The organism is Actinomadura chokoriensis, from assembly GCF_039529475.1.
Classification (GTDB): domain Bacteria; phylum Actinomycetota; class Actinomycetes; order Streptosporangiales; family Streptosporangiaceae; genus Spirillospora; species Spirillospora bangladeshensis.
Genome location: NZ_BAAAMW010000006.1, coordinates 256,582 through 272,678 on the forward strand (window position 1 = coordinate 256,582; position 16,097 = coordinate 272,678).

General features: G+C 70.2%; 13 protein-coding genes. 6 read left to right on the top strand and 7 right to left on the bottom strand.

Annotation, left to right across the window (positions count from 1 at the left end; genetic code table 11):
• Position 1 precedes the first annotated feature (1 nt).
• Positions 2-373 carry a winged helix-turn-helix transcriptional regulator gene (locus ABFX46_RS16305; protein WP_346043023.1) on the bottom strand — a complete coding sequence of 124 codons (372 nt, stop codon included), beginning with the start codon at positions 371-373 and terminating at the stop codon, positions 2-4.
• Positions 374-449: 76 nt separating this feature from the next.
• Between ABFX46_RS16305 and ABFX46_RS16310 the strand changes: the two genes are divergently transcribed.
• Positions 450-860 (top strand): RidA family protein, encoded by a 411-nt coding sequence (locus ABFX46_RS16310; RefSeq protein ID WP_346043024.1) that lies wholly within the window; start codon positions 450-452, stop codon positions 858-860.
• Positions 861-927: 67 nt separating this feature from the next.
• Here ABFX46_RS16310 and ABFX46_RS16315 read toward each other — a convergent pair whose 3' ends face one another.
• From ABFX46_RS16315 to ABFX46_RS16325, 3 genes are all read right to left on the bottom strand, one after another.
• Complete coding sequence (locus ABFX46_RS16315; RefSeq protein ID WP_346043026.1) at positions 928-2,694, bottom strand: hypothetical protein; 1,767 nt, start codon at positions 2,692-2,694, stop codon at positions 928-930.
• Positions 2,695-3,261: 567 nt separating this feature from the next.
• Positions 3,262-3,825, bottom strand: coding sequence for a snapalysin family zinc-dependent metalloprotease (locus ABFX46_RS16320; RefSeq protein WP_346043027.1), 564 nt, complete (start codon positions 3,823-3,825; stop codon positions 3,262-3,264).
• 517 nt (positions 3,826-4,342) lie between these two features.
• The gene (locus ABFX46_RS16325; protein ID WP_346043029.1) at positions 4,343-6,514 is read right to left on the bottom strand and encodes a beta-glucosidase; all 2,172 of its coding nucleotides are present in this window, start codon (positions 6,512-6,514) and stop codon (positions 4,343-4,345) included.
• Positions 6,515-7,369: 855 nt separating this feature from the next.
• Between ABFX46_RS16325 and ABFX46_RS16330 the strand changes: the two genes are divergently transcribed.
• A complete protein-coding gene (locus tag ABFX46_RS16330) occupies positions 7,370-8,809 on the top strand; it encodes a sigma-70 family RNA polymerase sigma factor (protein ID WP_346043031.1) in 1,440 nt (479 codons plus the stop codon).
• Here ABFX46_RS16330 and ABFX46_RS16335 read toward each other — a convergent pair whose 3' ends face one another.
• Together ABFX46_RS16335 and ABFX46_RS16340 are read right to left on the bottom strand one after the other, a co-directional pair.
• Entirely contained in the window at positions 8,810-9,577 is a 768-nt protein-coding gene (locus tag ABFX46_RS16335; protein WP_346043032.1) for a CAP domain-containing protein, read from the bottom strand.
• 201 nt (positions 9,578-9,778) lie between these two features.
• Complete coding sequence (locus tag ABFX46_RS16340) at positions 9,779-10,699, bottom strand: hypothetical protein (protein WP_346043034.1); 921 nt, start codon at positions 10,697-10,699, stop codon at positions 9,779-9,781.
• 123 nt (positions 10,700-10,822) lie between these two features.
• On the opposite strand from ABFX46_RS16340, the gene ABFX46_RS16345 reads away from it, so the two are divergent.
• The 4 genes from ABFX46_RS16345 (at position 10,823) to ABFX46_RS16360 (ending at position 15,647) form a co-directional block, all read left to right on the top strand.
• Positions 10,823-12,043, top strand: a complete 1,221-nt coding sequence (locus ABFX46_RS16345; protein WP_346043035.1) for an RNA-guided endonuclease InsQ/TnpB family protein — start codon at positions 10,823-10,825, stop codon at positions 12,041-12,043.
• 375 nt (positions 12,044-12,418) lie between these two features.
• The gene (locus tag ABFX46_RS16350; RefSeq protein ID WP_346043037.1) at positions 12,419-13,192 is read left to right on the top strand and encodes an excalibur calcium-binding domain-containing protein; all 774 of its coding nucleotides are present in this window, start codon (positions 12,419-12,421) and stop codon (positions 13,190-13,192) included.
• 131 nt (positions 13,193-13,323) lie between these two features.
• Complete coding sequence (locus ABFX46_RS16355; protein ID WP_346043039.1) at positions 13,324-14,925, top strand: glucuronyl esterase domain-containing protein; 1,602 nt, start codon at positions 13,324-13,326, stop codon at positions 14,923-14,925.
• Between the two features lie 272 nt (positions 14,926-15,197).
• Complete coding sequence (locus tag ABFX46_RS16360; RefSeq protein ID WP_346043040.1) at positions 15,198-15,647, top strand: CBS domain-containing protein; 450 nt, start codon at positions 15,198-15,200, stop codon at positions 15,645-15,647.
• A gap of 33 nt (positions 15,648-15,680) precedes the next feature.
• On the opposite strand, the gene ABFX46_RS16365 is transcribed toward ABFX46_RS16360, so the two are convergent.
• Positions 15,681-16,094 (bottom strand): PPOX class F420-dependent oxidoreductase, encoded by a 414-nt coding sequence (locus ABFX46_RS16365; protein ID WP_346043042.1) that lies wholly within the window; start codon positions 16,092-16,094, stop codon positions 15,681-15,683.
• Positions 16,095-16,097 lie beyond the last annotated feature (3 nt).

Sequence of the window (16,097 nt, forward strand, 5' to 3'; positions counted from 1 at the left end):
TTCAGCCTGCCGCATCCTCCTGGGCGTCGAAGGCGTCGCGGGCGCGTTCGATGGCGGGCATGTGCTCGGAGGCCCAGGCCAGCAGGACATCGACGGGGCCGCGGAGGGTCTTGCCGAGCGGGGTGATCCGGTAGGTGATCGCGACCGGGCGGATGGAGGTGACCTCACGTTCGACGACGCCGTTGCGTTCGAGCCGCCGCAGGGTGGCGGTCAGGGATTTCTGGGTGACCGCGGGGATCGCCCGCCGGAGTTCGTTGAAACGGCAGGGGCGTTCGCACAACTCGTTGAGGACGCTGAGGGACCACTTGTCGAGGACCTGGTCGAGCAGTTCGCGGTGCGCGGCGTCAAGGCTGATCTCGTGGTCGGTATCCATGCTGAAACCTGGTTTCGTTGAAGTGTCCTCCATGTACTAGGTAGCTTAGCGATACCTAGTTGAGGAGGAACACCCCATGTCCGTCCAGTACCTCACTCCCGAAGGTCTGCTGCAGCCCGCCCCTTACCACCATGTGGCCGTCGGCACCGGGACCCGGCACGTGCACGTCAGCGGCCAGGTCGCCCGCCGGGCCGACGGCACACCGGTCGCTCCGGGCGATTTGGCCGGTCAGGTCGCCCACGCCCTGCGCAACACCGCCACCGGGCTGGCGGGAGCGGGCGCGACGTTCGGCGACGTGCTGCGCCTGACCTTCTACGTCACGAAGTGGAGCCCGGAGAAGATCGGCGACTTCATGGCCGGCGTGGAGGCCGTGGCCGAAGAGATCGGCCTGCGACTCCCGATGCCCCCGGCGTCTCTCATCGGTGTCGACTACCTCTTCGAGGAGGACGTCCTGGTCGAAGTCGAAGCCACCGCTCTTCTCGACTGACTGTGATGATGTTCGTGGTGATTGGCGGCGTCCGTTGGAGGGGCTCCGCACGACGTGCGGCCGTGCGTCAGTTCGTGGATTTGACCGGGAGGTGCGGGCCCAGGTACCCGATGTAGATCTTTCCGGTGTTCTTGACGTCGTCCACGTAGTGCATTCGGGGTGCGCTCATGCCCGCGCCGCCGCCGAGCCGGATGTGCGCCCACATATAGGCCTCGCCGGAGGGGTCCACGTCTTCTGGTACCGGCAGCAGTCGGCGGCGGGCCATCTTCGCGTTGGACTTCACGGTCTCCGACTCCTCGGCGACGACCTTGCCCGCGCTGATGGCCCGTGCCCCGGACGGCGGATTCTTGCACCAGGCGAAGAAGCCGCCGCTGAAACTGCCGCCGGCGCTCGCGTCCGCGTAGTCGCTCATGGCGAGGACGGCCTGCCACGCGGTCTGTGCCCATGATGAGGCGATCGGCATGTCATCCAGTTCCAGGGGGTGATCGATGTCGCCGGTGAATTCGATCCGCGGCAGTTCGCCGATACGGTCGATGACCTCGGCGAAGGAAGAGGGCAGGAGCGTCTGTTCCTCGGGCGCGGCGTAGGCATCGGACTGATGTCCCGATTGGATGAGACGCCGCCGCAGTACGCGGACCTCGTCCTCAAGGGATTCGGCCCGCTGGTTGGCGGTGTCGAACTCGACACTGAGCGCGGCCAGTTCGTCATTGCGTTGAGCGAGGCGCTCTTCGGTCTGCTCCGCCTCGGTCACGAGTTCCAAGGCCGCGTCGAGGTTGTCTCTCAGCCGGTCGTTCTCCTTGACCAGAGCGTCGACTGCCTCCAGCGCCCCCGGGGACGCGGTGCCGCGGGGACGTCCGGCCGAGGGCTCTTCGGTGAGGAGTGCTCGGCTGAGGCCGGTGAGCGGACGGGGGAGGAGCGCCTCCGCGCTGAGCCGGCGCGGAAGCCCCGAGAGCAGGGCCCTGGCGCGGGCCTCATAGCCCTCGATGCGAGGCCGGCTCAGCAACCTGTGGCGAAGGGCGTCCTGCTCGCTCGCCGGATCGACGTCCGGAAGGTAGGTGCGCACCGCCCCGCCCGGCACGCCGTGCGAATCACCGATCTCGGCGTTGAACTGCTCCGTGGCGTGCGGATCGAGCAGATAGAGGCTCGCCAGCCCCGCGGCCTTCCGCGTGATCTCCTCGATGACCCGGCGCCACGCTCCGAAGTCGCGGTCCGGGTCGGCGCCCGCCACGATCGACGGCATCCGGCGATCAGGGTCGCAGAGGACATCGATCAGCGAGTCGATGTCGGAGGGACGCACCAGGACCGGCTTCTCCCGCAAGTGGGCGATGGAGTCGCGCGCGTCCACGGTTTCGAGAAGGCGGCGGGCGAGGCGGGGCACACCGGCCTTGCGGTGGTGCGGCGCATCATGCTCGTCGGGCCCGGTCGCAGCGCCGAGGAACTCCACGTCCAGCCAGAACCAGCTGCGCACCTGCTCCCGCGCTCGCCCCGGCGCATGGACGGTGAGGGTCGACATCCAGGAGCCGTCCTCCTTCGGCTCCCGGAGCTGCCACCGCTTCGTCTGCGTGCCGTCCGGCGCGTTGCGCGCCAGGACGAGGAGCAGCTCGCCGGCCGGCCCCACCTGGGCGCGCCCCTTGTCGAACGCCTCCCGGTCCAGGTCCTTCTGGCCGAGCCAGCCGCGCAATTGCTGCTCCGCGGCGGGAAAGGCCTCGTCGGCGGGCAGGCCGGTGTGAAAGACCGATCGATAACGTCCCGTGGCCACGTCCCACATCCTTCTCTGTCGGCCTCGCCGCTGATTCAGAACTGGATGTGGGAGCCGATGCGGCGCGCCGGTCAAGAGGACGTTCCCCAAGCGGCCTCGCCTCATTGCAGGGGCCGCTGGCCGGAATGTGCCATTTCTGTCCCGCAGGGTCGCCTGTGGGATCGGTAGACGGCGAGGGTGCTGAGCGGGCCGTCCGGAAGGGCGATACCCGTTCCCATGCTGACGACAACCCAGGCGTTTCTGGTGACCGTGGGCGCGTCGATGGTTCGGAGGATGCGACCATCTCGGTCAAATACCCGAACCGGATCGTGCGCTCCTGACTTGTGGTGACGGCCGTCTCGCCCTGGGGCGGCTGCGGTGACCGTTCCTTTGTGGGCGCTGAGTCCCTCATCTGCGTCTTGCCGGCAGATCCCACCGTCCGCGCCGGGTGGTCGTGGCTTCGACTGCACTCCCCGCGCTGCCAGGCCGTTGAGCAGGATGGCGTGAGCCCTGAGATGTCGCTAACGGCGGCGACTCATGGGATCTGGTCGATCAGGTGCCGTGAAGTGCTTGGGTGACGCCATAGCGCGGCACCGCCATCGGGCCTTGCCGGTGGCGGTGCCGCGCTGACCGCGGGGACGTCACGGTGGTCGGAGTCGTTGGTCAGAAGACGAAGCAGTCTGCGTACTGGAGTTGGCGGGCGGTGGCGAGGGCGGGGACGCGGGCGCCTGCGTTGCGGGTGACCTGCGCGGCTTCGGTCGGGTGCGGTGTGGTGCTCGTGCAGGAGACCGGCGAGCTGTGGCCCGACATCAGGTAGTCGCAGCGTCCGTTGCGGTTGTCGGGGAGGCTGAGGGCGTGTCCGAGTTCGTGCGCGGCGATCCGCGGCGGGTAGAAGCCGTCGTTGACCGCCTCGCGCCCCATGTAGATGACGGCGCGGCCGAAGCCGTACATGTAGGTGCGCGGCCAGCCGTTGTCGGCGTACACCTTGACGGTGGCCTGTGTCCCGGACGCGGGCACGAGCCGGATCGCCGGCACGGCAGCGTTCCACGCGGCGGCGCCCTGATCGACGGCCGCCCTGAACTCCTGGGCGCCGCTGGCGTCGTAGTAGATCGTCCGGACGGCGGCCGCAGGCGGAGTCGAGGCGGATGCGGGAGCGGCGGCCAGCGCGGGCACGAGGAACGCCATACCGAGGGCGATGGCCAAGGCCGCCGTTATCTTTCGGAACATGGGGAGACTCCTGCGAGGTGGGGCGGGGGGCAGTTGGGGAGCTTCGCGGGCGCGGTGGGAGCGGACGGCCGACCGTCGGTCTGTGGAGGCGTCGTGGCACGGGCGGGGTGCGCACGTCGTCGGAGACTTGGGCGCCATCTGCGGCGCCGTCTCGGCCCAGTCTCGGCCGTTGGGTGGCGCGGGCGTACCAGCAGCTTGGTCAGCTTGTGTAGTTGAGGCCTGACTGTGCGGTATGAGCGACCGATGGAATGCGGGAACCGCGTGCTCTGTGCATGTTGTGTGTCGCATTAACCTCCTCAGGCTGCTTCCATGGGAGGTTAGTTGAAGGAAGTGCTTCCTTCTATGAGACGACGGCGGCTAGAAGTTCAATGTTGATTACAACGAGCACAGAAAACCGCCGATTTCCCGGGGCAGAATCATATCGCCTGGTGGCGGTCGAAGTGGTGCAGAACGATGCCGGCAGCCGGGACGCCCGAGGGCGTGGCTCGGGCACCCCGGCTGTCTTGAGTGACGGTGGTCAGCAAAGGGTGGTGGTCTGGGTTATGGCTCGGGACGAGGTGCCCACCATTACCTTCGTGCAGCCGGACGCCTTCCGCCAGGACGACCTGGTCTCGTCCCAGTAGGAGAAGGCGCGGGCGTCCAAGGGGTACGTCACCCGAGCCGACTGGCCCGGTGAGAGCGCCAGTTTTGTGAAGCCCTTTAGTTGCTTGGGCGGCTGCGGTGCCTTCTTGGTGCCGGGCAGTCCGAGGTACAACTGCGGGACGGCGTAGCCGCTACGCCCGCCCGTGTTCGTGACTGTGACGCTGACGCCCGTCCGAGTGGCTTTCACGCCGGACAGCTTGAACGTCGTGTAGGAGAGGCCATGGCCGAACGGGAACGCCGGGGCAAGGGCCTTCTCGTCGTAATGGCGGTAACCGATGAATACCCCTTCGCTGTAAACGGCGTTGCCGAGTACGCCGGGGTACTGGGACGGGTTGCCGGCGGTGGGGGCGTCGGCGGCGCGGGCGGGGAAGGTGACCGGCAGGCGTCCGCCCGGGTCGACGTCCCCGTACAGGACGCGGGCGATGGCGGTGCCGCCGTGTCCCCCGGAGTACCAGGCCTGGACGATGCCCCGCACCTTGGACGCCCACGGGGTCAGCACCGGGCCACCGGTCTGCATCACCACGACGGTGTTGGGATTGGCTTTCGCGACCGTTTCGATCAGCTTGTCTTGGTCGCCGAGCGACGTGTCGTTGGCGGCGCCGCAGGCCAAGGTCAGGCAGGCGAGGTCTCCGTCCTCGGCGCGGGCGTCCGCGACGACCACGACGGCGACCTCGGCGGCGCCGGCCGTGCGGGCGGCGGAGGCCGGGTCCGCGCCGTCGTCGAAGGTGACCGCGTCCGCGCCTCCGCGCTCGGTGATGCCCTGGCGCGCGGTGATGGTCGACGCAGGTCTGACGTGCATCGAGCCGATGCCGGAGCGGAACTGGTCGGCCGCCTTGCCGATGACCGCCACCTTCGCACCCGTCTTCAGCGGCAGGACTCCGCCGGTGTTCCGCAGCAGGGTAATGCCCTGCTCGGACAGTTTCTGGGCCTCGGCGGCGTGTCCGGCGTAGTCGATCTGGCCGTCGGCGGGACGCTTCGGCTGGTCGAACATGCCGTAGGCGAACATCGCCCGGAAACGGGTGGTGAGGCTGCGATCAATGTCGGCCCATGTGATCTTGCCGGTGAACAGCGCGGCGCGCAGGGCGAGCGGGGTGTAGAAGACGCCGATGGGCATCTCCAGGTCGAGACCCGCCTTCACTGACTCGTGGGTGCCCTTCGTGGCGACGAGCCAGTCGCTGACGACGAAGCCCTTGAAACCCCACTGCTTGCGGAGCACGCCGTCCAGCAGCGCGGCGTTCGAGCAACTCGGTTTCCCGTTGACCCGGTTGTAACCGCACATCACCGAGGCCGCTTTGCCGTCCACGACCGCCGCCTCGAACGGCGGCAGGTAGATCTCCCGCAGCGCCCGCTCAGGGATGACCGCGTTGACCCAATAGCGGTTCGCCTCCTGGTTGTTGGCGGGGAAGTGCTTCACCTGCGCCATCAGCCCGTCCCGCTGGACGGCACGGATCCAGGACGCGCCCATGCGCGCGGACAGCAGCGGGTCCTCGCCGTAGGACTCGAACGTGCGGCCGCCCTGCGGGACGCGCATGATGTCGGTCGCCGGGCCGAGCACGACGTCGTTGCCGCGCTTGGCGGCCTCGTCGGCCACCAGGGAGCCCGCGGACGCGGCGGCGCGGGTGTCGAAGGTGGCGGCCAGCGAGAGCCCGGCCGCCAACCCGGTGTTCGGTCCCTGCTTGACGCCCATCGACCCGGCGTCGACCAGGTGCAGATCGGGGATGCCGAGGCGGGCGATGCCGTGGACCGTTCCAGCTCGGAAGCGCGCGTCGTCGGCGGCGCGCAGCGGGCCGACCATGTCGTCCCCGGCCATCAGGGCGAGCTTCTCGCTCTCGTTCAGTGCCTTGAGCAGCAGGTTCGCGCGCCGGTCGGAGCTGAGGGAGCGGTCGCACCACGGCCTGCCGGCAGGGTTCTCGCAGGGTGCGGAGGACTGCGCCGCCGAGAGGGTGATCGAACGGGCCTTCCCGTCCGAGGGCACGACCATCGAGGCCGCAGCCGCGACCGCGGTGAGGCCCACGCCAACGGTCAGCGCAATATTCCGCTTTAGCATGAGCCGAAACTATAGAGCCAAAAATGCGACGTGACTAGATCTTGCCATATGCCCCTTTTCGCTGGTCGCGAGGGCGGAAAACGAGAATGGCCCTCCGTTTTGGGCTACACCCAAGCGGGATAAAGGTGACTCCTGAGGACAATCGAGGGCCGCTGTGCGCTGAATGACGGGGTATCCGGACGGACGACGACGAGGTTCTGGCCCCACTCCCACCGCGAACCGCCCCGTTTCTTGGCCGCCGGTCGCTCGTCGCACACCCGCCGGTTGAGCCAGCCCGCCGCCTCCGTGCACCCCTACTGCGTCCCGCCTGTCGGCCGCCGAGCGTGCGTCGTCCGCAATCCACGTGCCGTTCGCCGCTGTGGCTTGTTGGCAGGCGTCCGTTCCGTGCCGTCCGCCAAGCGCCGTCCGCCGTGTTGGCAGTGGTGTTCTTGCCGCACGCCGGTCGTGTGTGTGCTGCCGTGCGGCATGTGTCGGATGCCGCCGGCCGTTCGCCGCGTGCTGCCGCTGTGACGTGGGCGAGGGCTTGGGCGGGGTCGTTGCGCTTGCCGCTCATAGAGATCATTGAGGGCGCGGGGCCTGGACGGTCACCGCGGGACGTGCCCGGATCGTCACGCCGGACACCTCGGCAACGGTGAGCCCAGGCTCGGTGATCTTCGTACCCGCTGGTGAGGAGCACCGGTTCGAGGACGTGACCGAAGACCTGGCCCTGCTCGTCGTCTTCGGGCCCGCCTGCGGGTCGCGGGGCGCCTGACTCGACGGCAGAGGGTGGAGAATCGGCGGGCTTGTTGTTATTCGCGGTGATCGAGGGGGTCTGCAGAAGCAACGGCGGAGACTCTCTGGAGGACGAGGATGCGTGTGGGCACGGATGTGGACGTGCTGGTCCGGGCGGCGCAGGACGGGGACGCCGACGCCAGGGACCGGCTGGTCACCGAGCATCTGCCGCTGCTCTACAACGTGGTCGGCTGGGCGCTCGGCGGCCACGCCGACGTGGACGACGTCGTCCAGGAGTCGGTGCTCCGCGCGCTCGGCGGGCTCCACGGGCTGCGCGAGCCGGCGCGGTTCCGGTCCTGGCTCGTCTCGATCGCCATGAACCAGGTGCGGCGCCGCTGGACGTCCCAGCGCGGCCGGACGCCACTGGATCCGCAGGCCATGGCCCAGGTCGCGGGCGCCGAGGACGACTTCGCCGAGCTGGCCGTCCTGCGGCTGGAACTGTCGGAGCAGCGCCGCGAGATCGCCGAGGCGACGCGGTGGCTGGACGCGGACGAGCGCGAGCTCCTCGCGCTGTGGTGGCTCGAGGCGTCCGGGCATCTCACGCGCAGGGAACTGGCGGACGGGCTCGGGTTGTCGGCGCCGCACGCGGCCGTCCGGGTGCAGCGGATGAAGAAGCAGCTGGCGACGTGCCGCGCGGTGGTGCGGGTGGTGAGCGGCCGGCGTTGCGGCGCGCTCGGTCCGCTGCTCGCCGGATGGGACGGACGTCCGTCGCCGCTGTGGCGCAAGCGGATCGCCAAGCACGTCCGGGACTGCCGCTCCTGCACCGACCGGCATCGCGACCTCGCCCCGCCCGAGGCGCTGCTGGCGGGTCTGGTCATGGTGCCGCTTCCCGCCGACGCTCCCGTGCACGCCGCGCTGACCGGCGCGAACGGGATGGCGGGTGCCTCGCTCACCGCACCATCGACGTCCGCCGCAGTGGGGAAGGCGTCGGTCGGCGCGGTGCGCTGGGTCGCGGGTGCGGCGGCCGCCGGGGTCGCCGCCGCGGTCGTCTACTGGACGTGGCCGGGGCCGTCCGAGCCGCCGCGTCCGGCACCCGATGCCGGAGCCCCTGCCCCCGTCCAGCGGACGGCCTCGCGGACGCCGCCGCCCGAACCGGACGCCGCGTCCGGCAAGGACCGGGTCGCGCCGCGCCGCACGCCCGCGACCGTCGAGCAGCAGGTCGTGAAGCTGGTCAACGCGCGGCGGGCCGACGCCGGATGCGGGCCGCTGCGCGTTTCGCCCGCCCTGCACCGCGCGGCGCAGCGGCATTCGGCGGACATGGCGTCCCGCCGCGTCCTCGACCATCGCGGCGCCGGCGGCGACGACCCGGGGGAGCGGATCACCGCCGCCGGGTTCCGCTGGAGCGTGTGGGCGGAGAACATCGCGCGCGGGCAGTCGACGCCGTCCGCCGTCGTCGGCAGCTGGATGAGCAGCGAGGGGCACCGCGCCAACATCCTGAACTGCCGGCTGACGACGGTCGGGATCGGCGTCGTCCGGGGCGGCGGCGGGCCCTGGTGGACGCAGGTCTTCGCGACGCCCCGGTGATCAGCGGGCGGTGCCGAACACCTGCGTCCAGTACGGGCCGCCCGACTTCACCACGCCGATGCCGATCTCCGCGAACGTGCAGTTCAGGATGTTGGCGCGGTGGCCGGGGCTGTTCATCCACGCCTTCATGACGCTCGCGGGCGTCGGCTGCCCCTTGGCGATGTTCTCGCCGTAGGTGGACCAGCGGTATCCGGTGGCGGTGATCCGGTCGCCGGGGCTCTTGCCGTCGGGGTTGGTGTGGTCGAAGAAGCCCCGCCGGGCCATGTCCGCCGAGTGGCCCTGCGCCGCCTGCGTCAGCCGGGCGTCGGACGTCACAGCGCGGCACCCCTGCTTGGCGCGCTCCTGGTTCACCAGGGCGATGACCTGCGCCGCGGTGCCTCCGCTCGCCGGTGCGGACGACGCCTTCGTCCGGACGGGCGCCGGCTTGGCCGAGCGCGGGCGGGTCGCGCGGGGCGTCGGTGTGCGCGTCTTCGAAACCTTTCGCGGTTTCCGGGTCGAGGTCGGGCTGCCGGTCGGGCTCGGCGACGGCTCCGCGGCGTCGGGCAGGCCCGGCGAGGACGCGGCAGGGGACGCCGAGGAGCCGCTCGCGGCCGGAGCGGCACCGGGATCGCCATCGAACGCGCCGCTCGCCATGCCGGCGATTCCGCCGACCACCAGCAGCCCCGCGGCGCCCGCGGCCGTCCACGCCGCCGCGCGCCCGGACACGGTCCGCTGCTGCCGCCGCCTCGGGCCCGGCCCTCCGCCCCTCGGGGGAATGGGGTTGCTCATGGCGATGCCACGTCCTCTCGCGTCGGGTGCCTGTAGATACGGTGCAGACCCCGGACATGACGGGCGATAACACAAAATATTCAGATACTTCGCGATCGAGGGATGCCGGTGCGGCACGGCGGGCCGTCCCGCCCGGTGCATGAGCGGCGCGGGAGGGGCCGGCCTGCAGTCCCCGCGCGGACGCCTCCTACGGCGGGGCCGCTATTGCGCCGGAGCGGCCGGGGGCCGGGCACTCCGTGTGAAGACCGGGAACGGGAGGCGGCGGCCGTCGGGACGCCTTACCTGGACCGCTATCGAAACGCCGTCACTCCGGATGGTCGGCAGTTCGCCTCTCCGCGCGCACCTGGCCAGATATGCCAGGCCCTGCTTCAGATGGACGCGCGGCCCGGGATCCAGGCGGGCGGCCCAAGCGGGATCCGCCTCCTCGCGCAACCAGGCGTAGCAGGCCATCGCATAACCGAACTCGGGCTCGGTCAGATAGCCGACGCGTGAGTAGCCGTCGTTGCGGGCGGCGTTGAGCATGCGTTCGTCCAGATAGCCCAGGGGTTCCACCGAGAATCCGCGGGCGGTCTCCCCGTATCTCAGCGCGGCGTTGGTGCTGAAGATGCCGAATCCGAAATAGACGGTGAGGAGATCGGTGAGCCGCTCGTGGTCGCGGCGCTCGCCGGTGATGCGGCGTTCGCCCAGCAGGCGGACGTGGCACAGTTCATGCGCGATGATCGCCGTCAGGTAGTCCGCGTCCGATGCCTCGCTCACGTCCAGGCCGATCACCGGACGGCCGTCCCTGACGAAGTAGTGCCCGACCGCGCGGCCGCCCTTGCGGCTCTCGGGAGCGTCCTCTTCCCGAATGTCGAAGTACTCCACCGTGAGGCTGGACCGGTCGATCGACATCACGGTGCACACACCGGCGATCAGGCGCTCGATCTGCCGCGGCGTCCCGGTGTATCCGGACCGCAGGTTCGGGCCCGGCAACACGATGCCGCCGAGCAGCGGCTCCCGGCCGAACTCGCCGGCGAACCATGTCATCGACGCCTCGATCCAGCTCTGCTGGGGCGGATCGACCGGGCAGTCCTCGCTCACCGTCCGCAGCCAGGGGCGCGACTGGTCCGCGTTCTCGTTCATCGGATACCTAGAGCGTGGAGACCCCGTCCTTTAGGGCGGGGAGGAAGCGCGGAGCAAGGCAGCACTGTGGCCTCCGGGTTTGGCGGTCGGGGTTTTGTCGGTGGTGGTCGGTAGGTTGCGGGCGTGTCCCGGTACCGGTTGTGTCCGACCCCTGCCCAGGAGGCGGGGTTGCTGGAGCATTGCGGGCATGCCCGGTTCGTGTGGAATCTGGCGGTGGAGCAGCAGGCGTGGTGGACGCCGCGGCGTGGTCCGGCTCCGGGGTATGCCGTGCAGGCGCGGCAGTTGACCGAGGCCCGCGCGGCGTTCGGGTGGCTGGCGGCGGGGTCGGTGACGGTGCAGCAGCAGGCGCTGCGGGATTTTGCGCAGGCGATGGCGAACTTCTTCGCCGGTACGCATCGGCGCCCGACCTGGCGTAAGGCGGGGGTGCATGAGGGGTTCCGGGTTGTGGGGGTGCGGGGCCGGGCGTGGGAGGTGCGGCGGTTGTCGCGCCGCATGGGTGAGGTGCGGGTGCCGAAGGTGGGGTGGGTGCGGTTGCGCTGGTCCCGTCCCGTCCCGCCTGGGGTGAAGTCGTTCCGGGTGACCCGTGACCGTGCCGGACGCTGGCACGTCGCCTTCGCCCACGTGCCCGACCCCATCCCTCCACCGGGTAACGGTGAGGTGGTTGGGGTGGACCGGGGTGTGGCGGTGTCGGCGGCGCTGTCCACCGGCCAGACCTGTACCGTGCCGGGTTTGACGCCGGGTGAGGCCGAGCGCCTGAAGCGGTTGCTGCGGCGGCTGGCCCGCGCGAGGCGGGGGTCGAACCGGCGTGCCCGGGTCAAGGCCGCCATCGGCCGGCTGAAGGCGCGGGAGGCCGACCGGCGCAGGGACTGGGTGGAGAAGACCTCGACGGATCTGGCGCGCCGGTTCGACGTCATCGCCGTGGAGGACTTGAACGTGCGGGGCATGACCCGCTCCGCCAGGGGCACCGTCGAGGCCCCGGGCGTAGGCGTCCGGCAGAAGGCCGGGCTCAACCGGGGCATCCTGGCCAACGGGTGGGGACACCTGGTCACCCGGCTGGAGCACAAGGCGCCCGGGCGGGTCGCCCGGGTCGACCCTCGCTACACGTCGCAGACCTGCAATGCCTGCGGGTACCGCGCACCGGAGAACCGTGAGAGCCAAGCGGTGTTCGGGTGCACGGCCTGCGGGCACCGGGCCAACGCCGACGTCAACGCCGCCCGCAACATTCGAGACACCGCACGCACCATCAAGGACACCGCCGTGGGGCGCACGGTGGCTGCGCGGGGAGGCGCGCTGTCGGGCGGGCCGGTGAACCGCGAACCTCAACCTGCTCTCCTGCCTGCGTAGGGGACGGGCTGGAATCCCCCGCCCTCAGGCGGGGGAGGACGTCAAGGCTCTCCCGACGGTCATGGCCGGACGGCGGCCAGCGTTCGTTCCGCACCCCGGCGGAGATGCTGGAACTCCGCCGGGGTGCGCCCGGGGAAGGACGGCGGTTGATGGTCGTGCGGGATTCTTATGACTATCCGACTATCTTGTCAAGTCATGGGAAAAATGCGCATGGGCGGCATGGTGTTCGCATGCAATTCGGCCGTTTACGCGGGCCTGACCCTGGCGTCACGAGGGAGCGCCCCGCCGGGAGGCCGGGGGCGTCGGGAGATTTGGGCGACTGTTGGGGCTGATGTTATTTGCAACTTATGTCTCTTATGAGGCTTTTGGAGTGGAATGGAGTCTGATGCGGCGGACTCCCGGACGAAGGGCATGTCCATGCCTCCGACGCCTCCCAGGCCCCCGCATCAGCGCAAGCGGCCCCCGAACCAGGCGCTCTACGCGGCACTCGTCGCGCTGGCGGCGGTCCTGCTCCTCGCCGGTCTGGCCTCGTGCGGCGGCCAGACGTCCCAGAAGACCTCGCACGGCAACCCCGCCCCGGCTACGACGCCGTCCACGCCCGCTCCGCCGGCGTCCGACACGCCGACATCCGCGCCGTCGACGGAGCCGGGCGGGGGCGGGACGTCGACGTCCGAACCCGGCGCCGGGTCAGGGGGAGAGAGCGATCTCGATCCGCGCTTCGCCACGTGCGCGAAGGCGAACGCCGCCGGGTACGGCCCGTACTACAAGGGCGCAGATCCCGAATACGCCTGGTACAAGGATCGCGATCACGACGGCATCGACTGCGAGCACTTGAACACCGCCGCGCCCACGTCCCCGGAGCCGAGCGGAGAGGGCGGACTCGATCCGCGCTTCCCCACCTGTGCGAAGGCGAACGCCGCCGGATATGGCCCGTACGTCAAGGGCATCGATCCCGAATACGCCTGGTACGAGGACCGGGATGACGACGGCATTGACTGCGAGCCCCGGAGCGGCGGCGGACCGTCGAGCCCGACTCCGTCGACTTCAACGCCTTCCGAGGAGCCCTCCACGTCCGGCCCTGGTGAGATTCCCTCCGATTCAGGACCGAGCGAGGAGCCTCCGGAGCCCGGTTCGAGTAGCGGGCCCTGAGCCACTCGCCCGCCCCGGAGTCGGCTGAGAATCGATGGAAATATCGTTGACATGTTTCGGTGATCAAATCGAAAATTTCGAGAGCAGTGATCGCTCTGCAGCCTCCATCACCCCCCGGAAGGAGAGCCCAAGTGATCATCAGCTCGAGCCGCTCTCAGGTCCACTGGCCGGTTGTCCTGCTGACCGTGCTGGCACTCGTCGTAGCCGGAGCGGTGGCCGTGGTGGCGCGCACCTCGGCCGCCGCCGCGGCGGTGGCCGGTGAGGACGACGGCGCCGACTGCCCGGTGTCCCTGCCGGGCTCGGTCCCCGCGAACTCCAAGCTCCCCGACCCCTTCACGAGGCTGGACGGGACGCGCATCACCACCAAGTCCGACTGGCGCTGCCGCCGTGAGGAGATCAAGAAGCTGGCGGAGAAGTACGTCTATGGCGAGAAGCCCGGAAAGCCGGCGAGCGTCACCGGGACGGTCTCCGGCAGCAACATAACGGTCAACGTGGAGCAGAACGGCCGTAGCGCGAGCTTCTCGGCGGGCGTCCAGCTGCCGAGCGGCAGCGGCCCGTTCCCGGCGGTCATCGTCCTCGGCGGGTTCGGCGCGGACACGAGCACGATCAGGTCGTCCGGCGCCGCCGTCATCAGTTACGACCCGCTCGCCGTCGGGAAGGAGGGCACGGCCCGCAACAACAAGCAGGGCGCGTTCTACAGCATCTACGGCTCGTCCAGCAGTACCGGTCTGCTGGCCGCGTGGTCCTGGGGCGCGAGCCGGATCATCGACGTGATCGAGCAGTCGGGCGGCAGCGTCCTCAAGGCCGACTCGGTCGGCGTCACGGGATGCTCCCGGTACGGGAAGGGCGCCTTCGCGACCGGCGTGTTCGACCAGCGCATCGCGCTGACCATGCCGATCGAGTCGGGCAGCGGCGGTGTGCCGATCTTCCGCGGGATCGCGCAGGAGAGCGGCGCGCAGCCGCTGAGCAGCGCCTACTCCGAGCAGCCGTGGCTGGGCGACGCGTTCGGCTCCTACACCGGAAACCCGAACGGGCTGCCCCTGGACACCCACGAGATGGTCGCCATGGTCGCGCCGCGCGGGCTGTTCATCATGGAGAACCCGCACATCGACTGGCTGGCCGCGGAGTCGGGAAGCGTGTCGGCGCTCGGCGGGGCGGAGGTCTACAAGGCGCTCGGCGCGGGTGACAACATCACCTACTGGTCGGACGTTCAGGACGGCACGCACTGCGCCACCCGCTCCGAATGGCAGGCGCCGCTGCGGGCGAACATCCAGAAGTTCCTGCTGCGCTCGGGCGGCTCCACGGGCGGGTTCAGGATCGCGAGCGGCAACGCCGGCGACCTGTCCCAGTGGAGGGACTGGCAGACGCCGACCCTGTCCGACGGCCCCGGCACCCCGCCGACCACGCCCCCGACGACCCCGCCCACCACGCCACCCGCCGGAGGGGGCTGCTCGGCGACCGTGTCGACCAACCAGTGGACGGGCGGCTTCGTCGCCACGGTGCGGGTGACCGCGGGCTCCTCGCCGGTCAACGGCTGGACGGTCTCCATGACCCTGCCGTCCGGCGCGAGCATTACCAACGCCTGGAACGCAGACCGCAGCGGGAACAGCGGCGCGGTCCAGTTCGGCAACGTCACCTTCAACGGCTCCATCGCCCCGGGCCAGTCGACCGAGTTCGGTTTCCAGGGGACCGGGACCGGCACCGGAATGGCCCCCACCTGCTCCGCCAGGTGATTCCGGGGGGCCCGGCGCGGACGCGGCGCGGACACGCGGCGCCTCCGCGCCGGGCCTTGCCGCTTGCGGACCGCCCGGATCCGGATCATCCGCGCGATATCGGGAAGGACTGAGGGTGACCTGCGGACGAGCGATCGCTCCGGCCCGGTGCCGGGCGGAACGATCGCGACATCTAAGGTCATAGGGGAGGACAACGAATGGGGCTTCACCCATCGGACGGTGCGGGGAGCCCGCTTGATTCTGGGGCGGCAGCAGTGAAGGTCAAAGAGATCATGACGAGCCCGGTGGTCACCGTGGACCGGGACGCGCCCGTGCCCGACGTCGCGGCCCTGCTGCGCGCCCGCCGGATCAGCGCCGTCCCGGTCGTGGACGCCCACGGAGCCGTCGTCGGCCTGGTCAGCGAGTACGACCTGCTGGCCCGTGAGGGGGAGACCGCCGCCGACGTGATGACGTCCGGTGTCATCAGCGTCACCGAGGACACCGATGTCGAGGAGGCGCGCCACCTTCTGCTCGAACGGCGCATCCGGCGCGTCCCGGTCATGTCGGGCCGCGACCTCGTCGGCATCGTCGCCCGCTCGGACGTCATGGCGCTGCTCACCACCGAGTGGGCGTGCGCGGTCTGCGGCGAGGTCGTCCGGGGCGAGCACGCGCCGGCCCGCTGCCCCAAGTGCCACGCCACCGCCGACCGGTTCGCCCTGCAGGAACCCCTCCCGGGCGCCTGAAACACCACCGAGCGCCAGGAACCGGCCAACCCGCTATGCGACGGTGCGTTTGGTCATCCCTTCGGCATCAGGGTCGATACCCCACGAGAACACGACACGGGGATGGACGCGGATGACGTCGTCACCGAAATGCGACCCCTCCGGGGCCTGCGCCACGGTGGCTTCCGCACGTCCCCTGATCTCGACGCCCCGCACGCGCCACGGCTGGACGGATGCCAGGTCGTCGACGACGAACGCCACCTGATCGTTGTCGCGCAGGTTCCGGTACTTGCGGCTCTTGGCGAGGTTCCAGCCGCGGATGTCGATGGTGCCGGTCTCGGCGTTGTAGTCGAACCCGACCGGGTTGTTCTGCGGGTCGCCCGTCGGGCCGACCGTGGCCAGCCGGCCCAGCCGCTGCGTTGAGAGGTACTCGCGTTCCAGTTCAGTGAGGCTCATGCCGTCCACCATGCA

What these genes read in the sequence shown, in the direction of transcription:
- ABFX46_RS16335 (WP_346043032.1), bottom strand. Translation starts at nt 9,577, where the DNA reads ATGAGCAACCCCATTCCCCCGAGGGGCGGAGGGCCGGGCCCGAGGCGG.
- ABFX46_RS16350 (WP_346043037.1), top strand. Translation starts at nt 12,419, where the DNA reads ATGGAGTCTGATGCGGCGGACTCCCGGACGAAGGGCATGTCCATGCCT.
- ABFX46_RS16365 (WP_346043042.1), bottom strand. Translation starts at nt 16,094, where the DNA reads ATGGTGGACGGCATGAGCCTCACTGAACTGGAACGCGAGTACCTCTCA.
- ABFX46_RS16325 (WP_346043029.1), bottom strand. Translation starts at nt 6,514, where the DNA reads ATGCTAAAGCGGAATATTGCGCTGACCGTTGGCGTGGGCCTCACCGCG.
- ABFX46_RS16305 (WP_346043023.1), bottom strand. Translation starts at nt 373, where the DNA reads ATGGATACCGACCACGAGATCAGCCTTGACGCCGCGCACCGCGAACTG.
- ABFX46_RS16310 (WP_346043024.1), top strand. Translation starts at nt 450, where the DNA reads ATGTCCGTCCAGTACCTCACTCCCGAAGGTCTGCTGCAGCCCGCCCCT.
- ABFX46_RS16360 (WP_346043040.1), top strand. Translation starts at nt 15,198, where the DNA reads ATGACGAGCCCGGTGGTCACCGTGGACCGGGACGCGCCCGTGCCCGAC.
- ABFX46_RS16320 (WP_346043027.1), bottom strand. Translation starts at nt 3,825, where the DNA reads ATGTTCCGAAAGATAACGGCGGCCTTGGCCATCGCCCTCGGTATGGCG.
- ABFX46_RS16340 (WP_346043034.1), bottom strand. Translation starts at nt 10,699, where the DNA reads ATGAACGAGAACGCGGACCAGTCGCGCCCCTGGCTGCGGACGGTGAGC.